Raw genomic sequence first — 16,280 nt, 5'->3', positions numbered from 1 at the left:
TTGCAGCGCTCGCAATACTACCCAAGCGGATGGAGCGCTGCAAATTGGCGGTTACTTCTCACATGTGAGGCCATCCTCAGGGACGGTTCCCTGCAGAAGATAGGCGTTCAGCGGATCGTTAATACACGAATCGGCGCGGGAGTATGCGGTGTGGCCATCGCCTTCCCAAGTCACCAGAACCGAGTTATCGAGCGAGGAGTTCATCGCCTCGGCCCACTGGTACGGAGTCGCCGGATCGTAGACGGTCCCCACAACAACGATCGGATCCGAACCGGAGGCAGTTAGCGCCCCAGGCGTTTCATCAGGTTGGTAAGCCCACTCAGAGCAGAGATCCTCACCCTCGGTCATATAGCTTCCGAAGATCGGCGCCTCGTCCTCGAGCTTCTCAGAGAGTTCCTTGGCCTCATCGGAGGAGCCCGGACCGTAATCGGCGCAGTTGATCGCCCAGTTGGCTTCGGTCCCGTTGGTTTCGAACGTGCCGTCGTCGTTGCGCTCGTTGCTCATGTCATTGAACATCTGGAACGTATCGCCGTTGCCGTCCTCGATTACCTCGTTGAACGCCTGAGTGAGCTGGGGCCACAACATATCCTCATACATGGGCAGGATCATGCCTCCGAACAGCTGCGCCTGCGTGAGGGGCCTATCCGGATCACTGGTTTCGATCGGGTTCTCCAAAGAGTCCTCGAAGATCTCGTGAATCTGGGCAAGCCCATCGTCAACGTCTCCCTCGAAGGGGCACGAGGACGTGTTTGCTTGACAGTCCTCCACATAGCGCTCAAAGGACTTCTCGAAAGCGAGCGTTTGATCGTAGGCCATACGAGCACTGCCGATGGTGTTGTCAACAGCACCATCAAGGACGAGCCGGCCCACGTTATCTGGGAACTGCTCAGCGTACTCTGCACCAAGGAAGGTCCCGTAGGAGAAGCCGGTGTAGTACAGCTTGGGATCGCCCACCAATTGACGCATCACGTCAATGTCCTGAGCCGCGGAGTAAGTGCCTACAAAGTCCAGAAGGTCGCCAGAATTCTCCGCGCATCCATCGGCAATGGTGTTGAGATCCTTCTCGTATTCCTTTGTTCCCTTGTCCGTATCCGGGTACGACACATCGAGAAGGCGATCTAATGTTTCGTCATCCACGCACTCGATTGGGGAGGAATCCCCGACCCCGCGAGGATCGAATCCGATGATGTCAAAGCTGGCCCGAATGTCCCCATCGAAGTAGTACTCCGCACTCTCGGCCACATCCTTGCCTGAGCCACCGGGGCCACCGGGATTGACGAAGAGGCTCCCGATCGCATCGCCATCTGCCGGGCGCTTGAGCATGGCAATAGTGATGGTCTCCCCGTCAGGATCGTCGTAATTGAGCGGCACAGTAACGTCCGCACACTGGAAGCCACCGCAATCCTGCCAGTCAACGTCCTGAGTGTAGAACTCCTCCAGACCAGCGGGAGGGGTAGGCATCTGCGCATCGATCGCTACTGGACCATCACCCGCCGGACCATTTGTGGGCGCCGGCTCAGTGGGTGACGTGGTAGGTGCCGGTGTCACAGCCCCAAGTTCGGGGGTATTGAGCGCGCATGCACCAAGCAAGAGTGCGGATGCTGAAAGCGTGGCTAAGAGTTTCTTCTGTGGCTTCACCCCTACACCGTATAGGTCCGCGCCACCCCGCGCACGCTTCGTTCGCAAACCTGTGGAGAAAAGGCCCGGCGGGCGTTTTGGGGGAACGGCGAGAGTTTAAGCCTTCGCGAAGCCCTAGGCCTGCGGGCGGAAGGCCATCATCATGGCTTCCACCGCGAGAAGCGGATCAACGTTTCCGGCCAGCCGCTTGCGCGCAAGGGCGATCGCATCCATCCGCTCAACAGATTGCTCAGGCGTAGATGCCTCGGCGAGCGCCTCAATTCCCCGTGAAAAATCTGCATTCACAAGCGCAATATCGGCACCCAACTGAACGGTGAGGACGTCGCGAAATATGGACAGAATATCCACCATCGCGCGGTCCAGTTCATCCCTCTTCGCACGGGTGGCGCGGCGCTTGTGCTCTTCCTCAACTTCACGAATCTGGGCGCGGACCGCCGGCGGTACCCGCGCACCATCCTCAATACCAAGCGACCGCTTCAGCTCCGCGATATCCTCATCCTTCGAGGTACCGGCCTTGGACCCCGCAACGTCAACGGCCACGTTCATGATCCGCTGCGCGCCAATGATAGCGTCCGCGGCGCCACGCACGGACAGGGCAGCGCGCAGGGTAGCCTGCCTCTGCTCACCAGCCTGAGGGTCAAGTGCCAGGGCCCGCGCACGCCCGATATGCGACTGTGCGGCCCTCGCCGCAACAATCGCCACGGCGGGATCCACGCCGTCGCGCCGCACTAGCAGATCCGCCACATCTTCGGCGGCCGGAACAACCAGATTGACGCCACGGCAGCGCGAACGGATCGTTTGCATCACATCCTCGGGCGAAGGCGTGCACAGAATCCAGATCGTTGTGGGTGGGGGTTCCTCGATCGCTTTGAGCAGCACGTTCGTTGTACGCTCGGCCATGCGGTCCGCGTCCTCTACGATGATTACTCGCCACCGCCCAACGCCTGGGGCCATGTACGAGCCACCTACGAGAGAACGCGTCTGATCCACGGTGATGGTGACGCCGTGAGTTGCCACAATCTCCACGTCCGGGTGGTTCCCGGCCATGACGTTGCGGCACGCCGAGCATTCCCCGCACCCAGGCACCGGCCCCGTACATTCGAGCGAGGCGGCCAACGCTCGGGCGGCGTTCGACCTACCGGATCCGGGAGGCCCGGTAAACAGCCACGCCTGCGTCATGGAGGAATCAGCGCGGTCCAATCGCGACGCCGCGGCAGCGCGCTCTAACTGCTCCCTAGCCGCGGCCTGACCGGCCAACTCATCAAAGACGCTCACAGTTACCCTCGATCAAAAAGATCCAGAACGGCAGCGCGAACACTCGCCGCCACCGTCTCCACGTCCGGCGTGGCATCCACAATCCGCCACCGCTCGGGTTCCTTTTCGGCTAGCAGACGAAACTCGCGGCGCACCGATTCGTGGAACTCGCGTCCAGCGGCCTCAATCCGGTCCTGGCTCTTTCCCACACGCGCACTTCCCACCTCAACGGGAACATCCAGCAAAATGGTCCGATCCGGCATCAGCCCATCCGTGGCCCACAAGCTAAGCTGGCGAACCTCTTCAAGCCCAAGATCGCGCGCCACACCCTGGTATGCAACCGAAGAGTCAAGGTACCGATCCGCAATCACGACGGTTCCACGTACGAGGGCGGGCCGCACCACGGTGGCGATGTGATGGGCGCGATCCGCGGCATACAGCAGAGCCTCCGCCTTGGGTGCAACGTCCCCGCCGTGCAGGATCAGCTCACGAATTGATCTGCCGAGCTCTGTTCCACCCGGCTCGCGCGTGGTCACCACGTCGTAGCCGGCCTCTCCAAGCCACTGCGCGAGCAAGCGCAGGTGAGTAGTTTTGCCCGCGCCGTCCCCGCCCTCAAACGTGATAAACACTTACTTCGCCTTTTTTTTGGACGACGACGTCTTACCCTTCGCTGCCTTACGCTTCAGCTTCTTTGCAGGTCCCTTGGCCCTGCGTTCGGCCAGCAATTCGTAGGCGCGCTCATTAGTGATCATGTTGGGATCGTCATCGCGTTTGAGCGAGGCATTAACTGTGCCGTCGGTGACGTAGGGACCGAAACGTCCATCCTTGAGCAGGACGGTCTTCTCACTTACCGGATCCACACCCAGCTCCTTGAGGGGCTCCTTGGTAGTTGCTCCGCGCCGCTGCTTAGGCTGATCGAAGAGCGCTTTAGCCTCTTCCACTGTGATCGAGAAGATCTGCTCCTCGCTGGTGAGCGATCGCGAGTCCGATCCCTTCTTGAGGTAGGGACCATAGCGGCCGTTGGCTGCCAAGACGTCTTCGCCATCCAACTGGCCAACGGTGCGAGGAAGCGAAAGCAAAGATAGCGCCTGCTCCAGAGTGACCGTTTCGGGATCCATGGTTGAGAAGAGCGAGGCAGTGCGAGGCTTCGGCTTACGCTTGGATGGCCTGCCGGTTGGTGTCAAGGCAACCTCGCCGTCGGGAATCTCCTCGGTGATGTAGGGGCCGAAGCGCCCAACCTTGGCTAGAATCACGTGATTGGTTTCGGGATCCACGCCCAACTCGCGGCCTTGGGCCGATCCCTTTTCGAGGATCTCTTTGGCCTTATCTACGGTGAGTTCGTCTGGGGCAACGCCTTCGGGTACGGAGGCGCGGCGAAGCTCCTCGCCGTCGGGTCCGGTCTCCTGAAGGTAAGGACCGTATCGTCCCACGCGCAGCGTGATACCTCCGCCCAGCGCAATAGAGTTCACCGCGCGGGCATCGATATCTCCGAGGCTCTCCACCTGCCCTTCAAGGCCAGGCGTGCTATCGTTCCCACGCCAGAAGCGTTCGAGGTATACCGGGCCCTCCTCGTTCCCGGCCGCAATGGAATCCAGCTCGTTTTCCATGTGAGCCGTGAAGTCGTAATCCACGAGGTGAGGAAGATTCTCTTCCAAGAGGCGCGTCACGGAGAACGCCACCCATGTGGGTACGAGCGCCTGACCGCGGTGCTCCACATACCCGCGGTCCGAGATCGTAGAGATCGTTGCCGCATAGGTTGAGGGCCGTCCGATTCCAAGGTCCTCCATGGTCTTGACAAGCGAGGCCTCCGTATACCTCGGAGGCGGCTGCGTCTCGTGGCCTTCAGCTGAGGCTTCAGCCACAGAGAGAACCTCACCCTCGGAGAGATCTGGGAGGCGATTCTGTCCCTCTTTCTCGGAGCTGCCATAGCGCTTAGCATCTTGGGATTCCTCGTAAGCCGCGAGGAATCCTGGGAAGGTAATGACCGTTCCCGAGGCCGAGAATTCTCCAGCTTGGCTCGAAGCCACCCCCGCGAGCGGGACAGATAGCTTCACCGTGGCAGTCTTACCCACTGCATCGGCCATCTGGCAGGCAATGGTCCGCTTCCAGATAAGCTCGTACAGTTTGAATTGTGCGCCGTTGAGCTGACCCCGGACCTGACTCGGCGTGCGGAAGTGATCGCCGGCCGGCCGGATCGCCTCGTGGGCTTCCTGAGCACCCTTGGACTTCGTGGCGTAATGGCGGGGTTTGTCCGTAAGTGAGGCAGCCCCGTACAGCTCCTTGATCTGGGTGCGCGCCGCAGCGACAGCCTGCTCAGATAAGTTGACCGAATCGGTACGCATGTATGTGATAAAGCCGTTCTCATACAGTCCTTGAGCCGTGCGCATCGTGTCACGGGCGCTCATGCGCAGCTTTCGAGAAGCCTCCTGCTGCAGAGTCGAGGTAGTAAATGGCGGAGCGGGACGGCGCTTATACGGCTTCGTTTCAACGGAAGTCACCGTGGCCTGATTGCTGGCAGCTACCTCCTCGATGGCGTGGGCATCCGCCTCATTCAGCGTGCGGATCCCGGCCTTGACCGCCTTCGTCTTGAGTTGGCCCTTATCGTCAAAATCGCGGCCCGTGGCGATGCGCGCACCGTCGAGGCCCACGAGCTTCGCAGAGAATGTCTCTGAGGCCTTAACCATGAGCGCGGTGACGTCCCAGTAGGAAGCGGCAACGAAGGCCATACGCTCGCGCTCGCGATCCACCACGAGGCGGGTTGCCACCGACTGTACGCGGCCAGCGGATAGCCCCGGAGCAATCTTCCGCCACAGGAGCGGAGAAACCTCGTACCCGACCAACCGGTCGAGGATTCTCCGCGATTCCTGCGCGTCAACAAGCTGGGTATCAAGCTCACGCGGATTGTCCAGTGCCCGAGAGATCGCCTCTTGGGTGATCTCATGAAACACCATGCGTTTCACCGGAACCTTGGGCTTGAGCACCTCGTACAGATGCCACGCGATAGCCTCGCCTTCGCGATCCTCATCAGTTGCCAGAAGAAGTTCGTCGGCCTCTTTGAGCTTCTTGCGAAGCTCAGCCACTTTCTTCTTTTTTTCTGGCGCAACCACATAATAGGGATCGAAACCATTATCAACGTCTACGGCGAAGCGGCCGTAGGGCCCCTTCTTCATATCTGCTGGCAACTCGGAGGGCTGCGGCAGGTCTCGAATGTGGCCTACCGAGGCTTCAACATCGTAATCGCCGCCCAAGTACCCACTAATGGTCCTGCCCTTGGCTGGAGACTCGACAATGACGAGTTTGGTCACGTTGCTTCCTTCTGACACTCGGGGTTTTACCCACAGATTCAACGGTGGTTCTCCCGGGACTATAACACCGCTGCGAGTCCTTTCGCTGAGTCGGCTTCCTGTTTACCTCCTCCTGACCACGAGAAATGCGATCGAACCGATGCAGATCAATGCGAGTGAAATGGGGATAAGACTCTTGGCATCAAAGCCGGTATTGGGTAGCTCGGCCGGAGTACTGGGAGACGCACTCGGGGTTAGATCAACCGGCGCGATTGGCGCTGACGTGGCTGGTGGCAGTGGCGTAGCGGGTGCCGTAGTGGGCGGCGGCGTCGCGGCCGGAGGAGCTACTACTTGGATCGTCTCGGATTCCGCGCCACATTCTCCCGTTGAGATCGGATTGCCGTTTTGGTCATACGTGCGCTCAACGAATCCGTATACCGCAACCTCGCTATCTGAGACCGTGTACTCATCCGTGTGGTATTCGCCTGCCTCATTCCCGTGCTCAATCCGCTCGGCAGTCCAGATGGCTTCCTCGCATACAGGCTCGCCTCCTGCTTCCCATGTGTACAGGTCAACGTCTGTGTAGGCACCCTTGGGGAAGGCACCTTCAAGGATCACGGTGTCCCGAATTGTCCCCTCGGGAGTCAGAGTATCGGCACCCACCACCTGAGCCTCGGTGCGCACGGTTCCGAACTCCGGCTTAGCCTGTTCGCTCGGCTCAATATCCGAGGTTTTGAGTGAGACCACGCGGGCGTCCCCCGCGAACTCGGAAACCACCTGATAGGTTCCCACCCCGAGGTCCAGATCCATCGGAAATTGATCGGCCTCGATCACATATTCTCCGTTTGCTGCGGGGGTCTCCACGGTGGCGAGTGCCTCAAGATCCTCGGTCACACCTTCAGTGTGCTCGGTTCCAGCCGGCACGAAGTACAGGGAATGGACGATCACCTGATGATCTGCCTCCCAGTCGCTCACTCCACCGAAGTCCCCGTGGTCTTCCGGCATCCCAGAAACGGTGATGACGTCACGAATACCCACACCTCCATCATCTAAAGCCTTCGCCGTGGCCTCTGAAACGATCGATGGTTGCCACTGGACCACGCTGGTCTCGCTCGCCTCGAAGAAAGGAGAGGTGAAGGCTGTTATCTTCTCGGATAGTTTGCCTTGATCCTTGGGATCAACGCGGGCCTGGAAGAAGTAGAACCCTTCCTCAGGAGCGGTTATCGCGCCATCGGTTTGGTAACTACCTTCACCATTGACGTCTACGCTGTACGTTCCGATAAGTGACTGAGCAAACTCTGCTCCGTCCTTTACCTCAGCCCGTGGGCTCGAAAACGGCCCGTACACGTCAACCTTCGCCCGAATTGTGATGGGTTCGCCCGTCTTCTTCACGAATGGCCAAGTTCCGCTCTTGCTCGTCACGTTCAGGACATCCACTAGCGGATCGCCTTTGCCCACCTGCTTGTCCTTCACTTCGGTAGCAATCTGAGGCTCGAACATGGGAGAGGTGGATTGTGCTTTTGCCTGTGCAGAAATCTCCGTCTTCTTCCCCAAGACGATGAGGTTCTGGGCACGGCCTCGATCTGAAGTGCCCTTAGAGATCCAAGGACGCGAATCGGCCACATCCTTGATCACGAGCGTCGCCGTCACCTTACCGTCCCCGGTTGTGCGGATATCGATCTTCTGGGTGCTCGAAGCAGTCTTGTCCTTGATGGAAGTGGTGCCGTCTACGAACGTCGCTGGCCCCGAAAGCTTGAGCTCGAAGGGGTGGCCCGGCACGTTCTTTCCCGAGGCAGATGTCAGCCCGATTCGTCTAATTGTCCCCTCCGAGGAGTTCTCAGGTAGATCAATCTTGAGGGTTGCCTTATACGGACCCGCATACTTCTTGGCCTGGGCGTATAGCTCCCCGGAACGCACCACCGCTGGTTTGAGAGCCTTGCCTGTCTTCAATTTGCCCTGGGCGGCCTTCTCCCAGATAGAGCCGGAGTAAACACCACCAACCCTTGCAATGGCGGCCTCCGTTGCCGCCGCGTCCACGTCACTTGGCTTCCCAGCAAGCGACGCAATATAGGCCATCTGCCCTAGCTTCTTCTTATCCTTGACCGTTCCCTTCTTTGGGGTGGCACCGGCTGGAACGTTGCCCACAACCTTCAGGCTGTTCACTTGTTTGGGGGCCTTCATGCTTCCGTTGCTCACCAAGGAGGAGGCAAGAGAATACACACCTCCGTCCGCCGCGCACGTGTACTTGGTGCCCTTGGAATCGCGAACAACTCCTGAGAAGTTCTTTGTTCCAAACGATATGCCCTCCCCGAAGCTCCATCCAGGAGCCGCCTGCGGAATGCTAATTGAGTGGGTGGGGGCTGGTTCTGCTTGAACTGGTGGCACCATCAAGGTGCTCACCGCCACAGCAGCCGCGATGAGTGATGCAAACGTCGCTTTCACCATCTCGTCCTTTCGGTCCGATATCGCCGGACCGAATGGCCCAGCAGGTATCGAGACGCTATCGGAGAGATAAAAAGCCACGCGGGTACATCACGCACCCTGTGGAGAAACACTGCACGAAGGGGTTCTGGGGAAACGGCGAGCACTGGAATCCGCCGTCGTCGTTAAAAAACTACCGGACCACCACGTTCGCAAACCCGGCAGAACGGGCCCCATCGGCCATCTCATCCCAGCGGGCGCGCCAAGCGGGCATGTCCCAGCGCTCGGCCATGGCTTGGAACACCTCGTCGGTCCCCTGCGAACGAGCCTCCTGAAGCGCGAAGTTCTCCACGCCCGCCTCGCGCAACGCCCCCAGAAACTCAGTGAAGTGACGATCGGCCGGCGCTCCGGGGAATACGGTGAGACGAACCTCGTAATCGAGCCGATCCCCCTCCTCAAGGACAAGCCGCAGTGACTCCCACGCCTTGTCCCCGCCGTTGAACCCGGCGGCCTCGCGGTAATCCCCGGCAAGCGCCTTGATGTCCAGTCCCACCCAATCGATGAGGGGAAGGGCTTCGGCCAGACGCCTCGGGTAGGCTCCGGCGGTGTGCAGGCCGATTTGCAGCCCGCGCCCGCGAACTTCTTCCATGGCAGGGATCAAGGCGGGCTGGCGCATCGCCTCGCCGCCCGTGAACACCACTCCATCAAGGAGCCCGGCGCGCCGATCCAGAAGGGACGTGACCTCGGGCCACGGGACGATCCCTGGAGTCCGGGTGTCCAAGATCGCAGAGTTTTGGCAGTACGGGCAGCGCCACGGGCACCCCTGACAGAACACGGTGGCCACCAGATGGTCCGGCCAGTCCACGCTGGAGAGCGGGACTAGGCCGGCCACCGCGAGATCGTCGGCTGAGACCATGCTAGGCATTCATCTTCTGGAATTCTTCGTAGGAATCGGCCAGAGCGCTCTTGACGGAGCTTCCCAGAGCCTTCTCCTTGAAGGTGACGCGCTCGTGGTATTCGCCCTTCTTGCCAATGTTGAATGATTGAACGGGACGGAAATAACCCATCACGCGGGTCCACACCTCGCAGGGCTGCGGTTCGGCGGACGGATCTAGCTCCGCGCACTGCTCGCACGTGAGGTGCTCTCCGGCCAAGTACCCGTGGACCGGGCAGATGGAGAACGTGGGCGTGATAGTGATGTAAGGCAAATGGAAGTTGGTGAGGGCTCTGCGTACCAGCTTCTTGCACGCCTGGGCGGACGTCATCTGCTCGTTCATGTACAGGTGCAGCACAGTGCCGCCCGTGTACATGGACTGCAGATCAGCCTGCTGCTCCAAGGCTTCGAAGGCATCTTCCGTGTAGCCAACCGGGAGTTGCGAGGAGTTCGTATAGTAGGGCTCCGCGTCCGTTCCGGCTTGGAGAATATCGGCGAAACGCTTGCGATCCTCCTTGGCGAACCGGTACGTGGTTCCTTCGGCGGGCGTTGCCTCCAAGTTGTACATGTTGCCGGTTTCCTCTTGGAAATCCACGAGGCGGGCGCGCACGTGATCAAGGATGCGCACGGTCATCTCGTGTCCCTCGGGATCCGTAAGATCGTAGCGATCGTCCGTGAAGTTACGGACCATCTCGTTCATCCCGTTCACACCGATAGTGGAGAAGTGGTTGTTCAGGTGGCCGAGGTAGCGCTTGGAGTAGGGGTAGAGGCCCTGCTCCATGAGCTCGCTGACTTTCGCGCGCTTCTTCTCCAACGTGGACTTAGCCAGATCCATAAGGTAATCCACGCGGGCAAGCATGCCCTCTTCATCGCCCTTGTACAGGTAGCCCAGGCGGGCCATGTTCAAGGTGACCACGCCAATCGAGCCCGTGAGCTCGGCCGATCCGAAGAGGCCGTTGCCCCGCTTGAGAAGTTCGCGTAGGTCTAGCTGGAGGCGGCAGCACATCGAGCGGATCATGCCCGGATCCAGCTCCGAATTGATGAAGTTCTGGAAGTAGGGCAGGCCGTACTTGGCCGTCATGGCGAACAGAAGATCAGCGTTGGGGCTATCCCAATCGAAATCCTTCGTCATGTTGTAGGTGGGGATCGGGAAGGTGAACACACGCCCGTCCGCATCACCCTCCATCATCACTTCCATGTAGGCGCGGTTCACCATGTCCATCTCCGCCTGAAGATCGCCGTAGGTAAAATCGCACACTTCCTCGCCGATCAGCGGGACGTTATCCGCGATGTCCGCGGGGCATGTCCAGTCAAACGTCAGGTTAGTGAACGGGCACTGGCTGCCCCAACGCGAAGGGACGTTGAGGTTGTAGATGAGCTCCTGAATCTGCTGCTTAACCTGATCGAAGGTCATATTGTCCAGCCGAATGAAGGGCGCCATATAGGTATCAAAGGAGCTGAATGCCTGAGCGCCGGCCCACTCGTTCTGGAGGGTGCCAAGGAAGTTGACAATCTGACCGCAGGCGGAGCTGAAGTGCTTGGGTGGGGCAGAGCTAATGGCGCCCGATACCCCGTTGAACCCCTCCTCGATGAGGCGGCGCAGGGACCAACCAGCACAGTATCCGGCCAACATATCCAGATCGTGAATGTGATAATCGCCCTCGCGGTGGGCTCGGCCCTCATCTTCGGAGTAAACGCTGGAGAGCCAGTAGTTCGCGATCGTCTTGCCTGATGAATTGAGGATCAAGCCCCCGAGTGAATAATCCTGATTCGCATTGGCGTTTACACGCCAATCGGAGCGGTCAAGATACTCGTTGACCGTTGAAAGAGCATCGATCGTTACGCGCTGTGAGTCCTTGTCCATATCCTCTTCCTTTTCTTCTACTGGTGGCTGAAGAAGGCCCGATTACTGTCCCAATTCAGTTCGTTTGGCGGGTACCGCCGCGGCGCCGCGCAAGATCTAAACTATTACGGCAACACCAGATCTTGTGGTTACGACACGCCCCACACACAAGATGTAGTGCCCACTCGCACCTTCTGCCTACACTCCCAAGACCGAAAACCGTGGGCCCAACGTCCCGGTTGCCTAATTTGCGTAGGGAAGATGGTGCACACTAGGTGTGTGACCGATCTACTCTCCGCGCTGACCCGCCGCGCCCTCCCGGACCAGATTGCCGGGATCATCGAGCGTCCGGCGCGCGAGAGCCGCACGCAGCCGTGGCCGTCTTGGGTAGATCCGCGGTTGGTCGAGGCTCTGGCTGGCGCCGGGGCTTCGAAGGCATGGATCCACCAAGCGCGGGCCGCCGAGGCCGTGCATGAAGGCCGGCACGTCGTGTTGGCAACGGGAACCGGATCGGGCAAGTCCTTTGCCGCGTGGGTTCCGATATTGAGTGAGCTACTGGGCTTTAGTAGCCAGCGCGTCAGCCTCGCCTCCCTCACTCACCGCCCCACCGCCCTGTACTTGGCCCCCACTAAGGCGCTCGCGGCGGACCAGATGGCCGCGCTCGACGCGCTGATTGCGGCCGCCGAAGCGGGAGCGCGCGTGGGAGTTGCCACCGCGGACGGCGATTCGGACCTGTCCGAACGAACCTACGCTAGGGACAACGCGGATATAGTCCTGACCAATCCCGATTTCGCTCATCACGTGATGCTCTCAGGACAGGCGCGTTGGGCGCGGCTATGGCGCGGTTTACGGCTGGTGGTTGTGGACGAATTCCACAATTACAAGGGCCTGTTCGGAGCGCATGTTGCCCACGTTGTTCGCCGAATCCTGCGCATCGCCAACCACTACGGCGCCCATCCATCCGTCGTTTTCCTTTCGGCTACTAGCGGGGACCCGGCCGCTACCGCCCAGCGTTTTCTCGGAGACTCCTTCGGCCCGGTCCAAGCCGTAACCGAAGACGGTTCGCCGCGGGCCGGTAGCCAGATTGTCCTATGGAGGCCAGCTCCCGTTGATTCTGCGCCACCGGATTCTGGGCCGCCTTCGGATTTTGAGACGACGACGAAGCTCGCCACCGATCACGACCCTGATGAGCTGCCCAGTGAGGATGCGCCTCGCAGGGCTGCCAACAGCGAGGCCGGTGATCTCACAGCCTTCCTCGTTTCTCAAGGGGCACGGCTCCTGACCTTCGTTCGCTCACGTCCCGGAACTGAGCGCGTGGCCGAGATTGCTCGCGAGCGCCTAGAGCAGAGCAGTAGCCACCTGGCTGGTACTGTTGCCGCCTATCGGGGCGGATACCTTCCCGAGGAAAGGCGCGAGCTCGAAGGGCGGCTGCGGGTGGGAGACGTTCGGGCTTTGGCCACCACAAGTGCTCTGGAGCTAGGCATCGACATCTCGGGGCTGGACGCCGTGGTTGTCACGGGATGGCCCGGTACACACGCATCGTTCAGCCAGCAGATCGGCAGGGCCGGCCGCGCAGGACGCCCCGGGCTGGCCGTGTTCATTGGCCGGGATAACCCGCTGGATCAGTACCTCCTCGATCATCCGGACGTCATCGCCGATACGCCAAGCGAATCCAACGTTTTCGATCCCTCCAACCCCGGCGTGCTCATACCGCAGGTGTGCGCGGCGGCCGCCGAGTTACCGCTGCAGGAAAGCGACGCCACCGTGTTCGGATTGGAAGGCACAGAGCTCTTTGACGAGCTGGCGCGCGAGGGCCTTCTGCGCAAGCGCCCCACGGGATGGTTCTGGAATACAACTCTGGGCATTGGCGCACACGAAACCGTGAGCCTGCGCGGCGAAGGCTCCACCATTTCAATTGTTGATTCGGGGGACGGCGCCGTCCTGGGCACTGTTGATTCTGCCCGGGCGGACACCACCGTGTTTCCGGGCGCCGTCTATCTTCATCAAGGCGTTCCCTACGAAGTAGAGGAACTCGGATCCGAGGTGGCACTGGTGCACCGCCACCGAGACGAGGAGCTGCGTACCTTCGCTCGCGAAGAAACCTCCGTGGAGATCTTGAACACCGATGAGTCCATCGAGCTGAGCACGGGCGTGTGGGCGCTCGGCACCGTCGTGGTGTCCTCCCGGGTTGTGGGATATGACATTCGCCGGGCCCGGGATGGGATGTATCTGGGTTTAGTTCCTCTTTCCATGCCCGTGCGTGAGTTACACACGAGCGCGACGTGGTGGACGATGAATGCTGGCGCGGTCAAGGAGGCGGGGGTTTCTGCCGCTGACCTACCGGGCGCCCTCCACGGCGCCGAACATGCCTCCATCGGCATTCTTCCGCTCTTTGCCACGTGCGACCGGTGGGACTTGGGTGGACTATCAACCGCGGCTCACCTCGATACCGGGAAGGCTACCGTGATCGTGCACGATGCGGTGGAGGGCGGCTCGGGATGCGCGCAGCGTGGCTTCGATGCAGGGCTCGCTTGGATCGAAGCCACGCTGGAGGCAATTACCACATGCTCGTGCACGGCCGGCTGCCCACGCTGCGTCCAGTCTCCCAAATGTGGCAACAACAATTCGCCGCTATCCAAGCATGGCGCCCAAGACCTTCTCACGGTGCTTGTCCGCTCGATGCGGGACGATCGTCCGAAGGGCCAGCTCTAGCGCTGGACGTCAGCGCCATTGGGATAGCCTTCGCGCGGCCTTGAACTGTGATAATCACATGAGAGCCTTCGGCTCGACATTCCTTCATCTCTAGGCCATGGCTTCCGATCAAATCGGAGGCTGCCGCGCACGCTTCCTTCTGTCCCGATACCCGCAGTTCCTCGGCACCAGCCAGAGAAGCGAGATCTGCGATGTCTTGAGTACGGTCTTTCGCCACTACAGCCTCCGCGAGTGCGAACATTCCAAGCAGAGATATCACCATCGCCATCACGATTCCCAGCGCGAGCACCGTTCCGGCACCCGATTCGCGTTGATCCTTCACGGAAGCTCCACCCCCGGCTCCGGCCGGGCCATGACCGTCTGGGATACTCCCATATCGAACGGGGATAAGACCCCGTTCGGTTCAACCGTCACGGTTACCACCAGGTACTCGCCACGCGTCCCCACATCCACGTTAGAGCCGGGATACTCCTGCTCGTAATGGCTAACCATCGCCCCTATGGGCTTGCCAATCACGGCAGTTCGCGCGAGGGCTCGCGCAATCTCCTGAGCGTTCAGAGCGGCAGTGCCCAGGGCGATCGCCGTCATTAACAGTACGAACGCTCCCATGATGGGAATCAACCCCATGGCAATCTCGGCCGTCACCATTCCGGATTCGGATCGTCTCTTCACGTCACTCACCTCCTGTTGGGGAGGTTGTGGTGGGGTCGCGCCCCCACCACAACCTCAACGTGTCACATCTTGAAGATGTTCTTAAAGATGCTTTCGATCGCCTCCTTTACCCACGGTTGCTGTACGAGCCAGAGAATGATTCCTGCAAACGAGGAGGCCGCCATTGTTCCCACGGCGTACTCCGCGGTGGCCATTCCTGACTCGGAACTCTGATCCTCGAACGCTTCGATATTCGTGTACATGTTCTTGTCCTTTCGTTGATCGCCCACGATTGCGAGCTAGATCAACTTTCTCGGATTGCAAACCCCACTACGCTTCTCGTCCCCGCTCCTGTGCACAAACCTTGCACGAACGGCACCTGTGGAAACGTCCGCGCTCAGCCGAAGATGCTGAGGCCCGCCGAGGCAATCACAGGAACGATTCCCATCACAACGAATGCAGGAAGGAAGCACAGCCCTAGAGGCATCACGAGCTGCGTCCCCAGCTTCGCCGCCGCCTCACGCGCCTTTCGTTCCCGGCTCTGCCGGATCGTCTCAGCACACCGCGTCAAGAGCGGCAAGGGAGCGGCCCCATCACTCCACGCTGGCTCAAGGGCATTCCGCACGGGTTGAAGGTGACCGGGCACGCCCTCCCACGCCTCGGCCCACGTTCCTCCCGTCAAAAGGATCTGGGCGGCCCGATCAAGGCCGTTTTCTCCCTCTTCCTCCAACGCGGTGCCCAGCGCAGTGAGCGCACCCGGAATAGAGGTACCTGCCCTCATCGCGGCCCCCAGCAGGTCCGCCGCCATTGCCCCGTCCACGTGGTCGAGCGGCAGATCTACTTCCTTTCCCCGGCGTTCTCCCCGACCGATCGGAACATAGGCCGCCGCCACAAGAAGGATCCCCGTAATAGCCAGTATCATGCCGCATTCTCCGCCCGGCGAGTCAGACGGCGCACCCACATCACGCCGGCCACCTCGAGGCCCACCCCAATCACCAAGCACATATTCCCCAACCATTCCCCGGTAAGGAATACGAGGGGCCGGGCGCCAATGATCGTCCCAAACCCGATTCCCATAAGCGGTAGCCATGCCAGCATGCGTGCGCTCGCCTTAGGTCCGGCCAGTGCAACGTCCCGCGCAGCCTTGGCCTCCCCCGCCTCGCTTATCCCCTGAGCGCAGGAATCGAGAATGTCCGCGGTGGGAGCGCCGGTCAGCCAGCTCATCCGGCACACGGCTATCGCGGCGGGCACGCCAGTGCGTAGCGTCCCCGGGCGCCGGAACACCCCGCGCCCACCATTCCAGATTCGCCGCACAGCCAGCGGAACGCCAGATTCGTCTAGGCGCCCAATCATCCCGAATCGATCGAAAGTCTTTACCCACGCCGCCTCGGTTCCAGCCCCTGACCGCAGGCGTGTGGCAACCTCGGAAACAATTAAGCCGAGGTCCTCGGGGGCCTCTGGCTTTTCGGTTGAACCTCGCTGATCACTTTTCAATTTGTTCCTCCGCCCATCTGCCCCGAACACACCTCCCTTCCGCCTCTTC

The 16,280-nt window shown here is 60.5% G+C and carries 13 protein-coding genes; 1 reads left to right on the top strand and 12 read right to left on the bottom strand.

Annotated features, from left to right (window positions below; all coding sequences use genetic code 11):
* Positions 1-51: 51 nt before the first annotated feature.
* The 7 genes from DD236_RS01285 to DD236_RS01255 all read right to left on the bottom strand — a co-directional run bounded on the left by DD236_RS01285 (position 52) and on the right by DD236_RS01255 (position 11,395).
* The gene (locus DD236_RS01285) at positions 52-1,638 is read right to left on the bottom strand and encodes an alpha/beta hydrolase (RefSeq protein ID WP_109092571.1); all 1,587 of its coding nucleotides are present in this window, start codon (positions 1,636-1,638) and stop codon (positions 52-54) included.
* Between the two features lie 114 nt (positions 1,639-1,752).
* A complete protein-coding gene (locus DD236_RS01280) occupies positions 1,753-2,913 on the bottom strand; it encodes a DNA polymerase III subunit delta' (protein ID WP_109092570.1) in 1,161 nt (386 codons plus the stop codon).
* 2 nt (positions 2,914-2,915) lie between these two features.
* Positions 2,916-3,521, bottom strand: a complete 606-nt coding sequence (tmk, locus tag DD236_RS01275; protein WP_109092569.1) for a dTMP kinase — start codon at positions 3,519-3,521, stop codon at positions 2,916-2,918.
* A complete protein-coding gene (topA, locus tag DD236_RS01270; RefSeq protein WP_109092568.1) occupies positions 3,522-6,197 on the bottom strand; it encodes a type I DNA topoisomerase in 2,676 nt (891 codons plus the stop codon).
* Between the two features lie 102 nt (positions 6,198-6,299).
* On the bottom strand, positions 6,300-8,699 hold the full coding sequence (locus tag DD236_RS01265) for an LPXTG cell wall anchor domain-containing protein (RefSeq protein ID WP_133246027.1): 2,400 nt from the start codon (positions 8,697-8,699) through the stop codon (positions 6,300-6,302).
* A 91-nt stretch (positions 8,700-8,790) separates the two neighbouring features.
* Positions 8,791-9,522 carry an anaerobic ribonucleoside-triphosphate reductase activating protein gene (locus DD236_RS01260; protein ID WP_341476529.1) on the bottom strand — a complete coding sequence of 244 codons (732 nt, stop codon included), beginning with the start codon at positions 9,520-9,522 and terminating at the stop codon, positions 8,791-8,793.
* Positions 9,515-11,395 carry a ribonucleoside triphosphate reductase gene (locus DD236_RS01255; protein ID WP_109092565.1) on the bottom strand — a complete coding sequence of 627 codons (1,881 nt, stop codon included), beginning with the start codon at positions 11,393-11,395 and terminating at the stop codon, positions 9,515-9,517. Before DD236_RS01255 ends, DD236_RS01260 begins: the two co-directional genes overlap by 8 nt.
* A 258-nt stretch (positions 11,396-11,653) precedes the next feature.
* Here DD236_RS01255 and DD236_RS01250 point away from each other — a divergent pair, with 258 nt between their 5' ends.
* Complete coding sequence (locus tag DD236_RS01250; protein ID WP_243409870.1) at positions 11,654-14,086, top strand: DEAD/DEAH box helicase; 2,433 nt, start codon at positions 11,654-11,656, stop codon at positions 14,084-14,086.
* Here the strand turns inward: DD236_RS01250 and DD236_RS01245 are convergent.
* The 5 genes from DD236_RS01245 to DD236_RS01225 all read right to left on the bottom strand — a co-directional run bounded on the left by DD236_RS01245 (position 14,034) and on the right by DD236_RS01225 (position 16,231).
* A complete protein-coding gene (locus tag DD236_RS01245; RefSeq protein WP_109092563.1) occupies positions 14,034-14,408 on the bottom strand; it encodes an Rv3654c family TadE-like protein in 375 nt (124 codons plus the stop codon). The genes DD236_RS01250 and DD236_RS01245 overlap by 53 nt on opposite strands.
* On the bottom strand, positions 14,405-14,758 hold the full coding sequence (locus DD236_RS01240) for a hypothetical protein (RefSeq protein WP_133246026.1): 354 nt from the start codon (positions 14,756-14,758) through the stop codon (positions 14,405-14,407). The genes DD236_RS01245 and DD236_RS01240 overlap by 4 nt, the downstream gene beginning before the upstream one ends.
* Before the next feature lie 62 nt (positions 14,759-14,820).
* Complete coding sequence (locus tag DD236_RS01235) at positions 14,821-15,000, bottom strand: DUF4244 domain-containing protein (RefSeq protein ID WP_109093246.1); 180 nt, start codon at positions 14,998-15,000, stop codon at positions 14,821-14,823.
* Between the two features lie 134 nt (positions 15,001-15,134).
* Positions 15,135-15,659 carry a type II secretion system F family protein gene (locus tag DD236_RS01230; protein ID WP_109092561.1) on the bottom strand — a complete coding sequence of 175 codons (525 nt, stop codon included), beginning with the start codon at positions 15,657-15,659 and terminating at the stop codon, positions 15,135-15,137.
* On the bottom strand, positions 15,656-16,231 hold the full coding sequence (locus DD236_RS01225; RefSeq protein WP_133246025.1) for a type II secretion system F family protein: 576 nt from the start codon (positions 16,229-16,231) through the stop codon (positions 15,656-15,658). Before DD236_RS01225 ends, DD236_RS01230 begins: the two co-directional genes overlap by 4 nt.
* Positions 16,232-16,280 lie beyond the last annotated feature (49 nt).

Origin of the sequence: Ancrocorticia populi (assembly GCF_003123745.1) — a bacterium.
GTDB lineage: Bacteria > Actinomycetota > Actinomycetes > Actinomycetales > Actinomycetaceae > Ancrocorticia > Ancrocorticia populi.
This window is presented reverse-complemented; position numbering and strand designations above follow the sequence as displayed.

Coding starts and splice junctions, on each gene's coding strand:
- DD236_RS01260 (WP_341476529.1), bottom strand. CDS start 9,522: ATGCCTAGCATGGTCTCAGCCGACGATCTCGCGGTGGCCGGCCTAGTC.
- DD236_RS01255 (WP_109092565.1), bottom strand. CDS start 11,395: ATGGACAAGGACTCACAGCGCGTAACGATCGATGCTCTTTCAACGGTC.
- DD236_RS01235 (WP_109093246.1), bottom strand. CDS start 15,000: ATGTACACGAATATCGAAGCGTTCGAGGATCAGAGTTCCGAGTCAGGA.
- DD236_RS01230 (WP_109092561.1), bottom strand. CDS start 15,659: ATGATACTGGCTATTACGGGGATCCTTCTTGTGGCGGCGGCCTATGTT.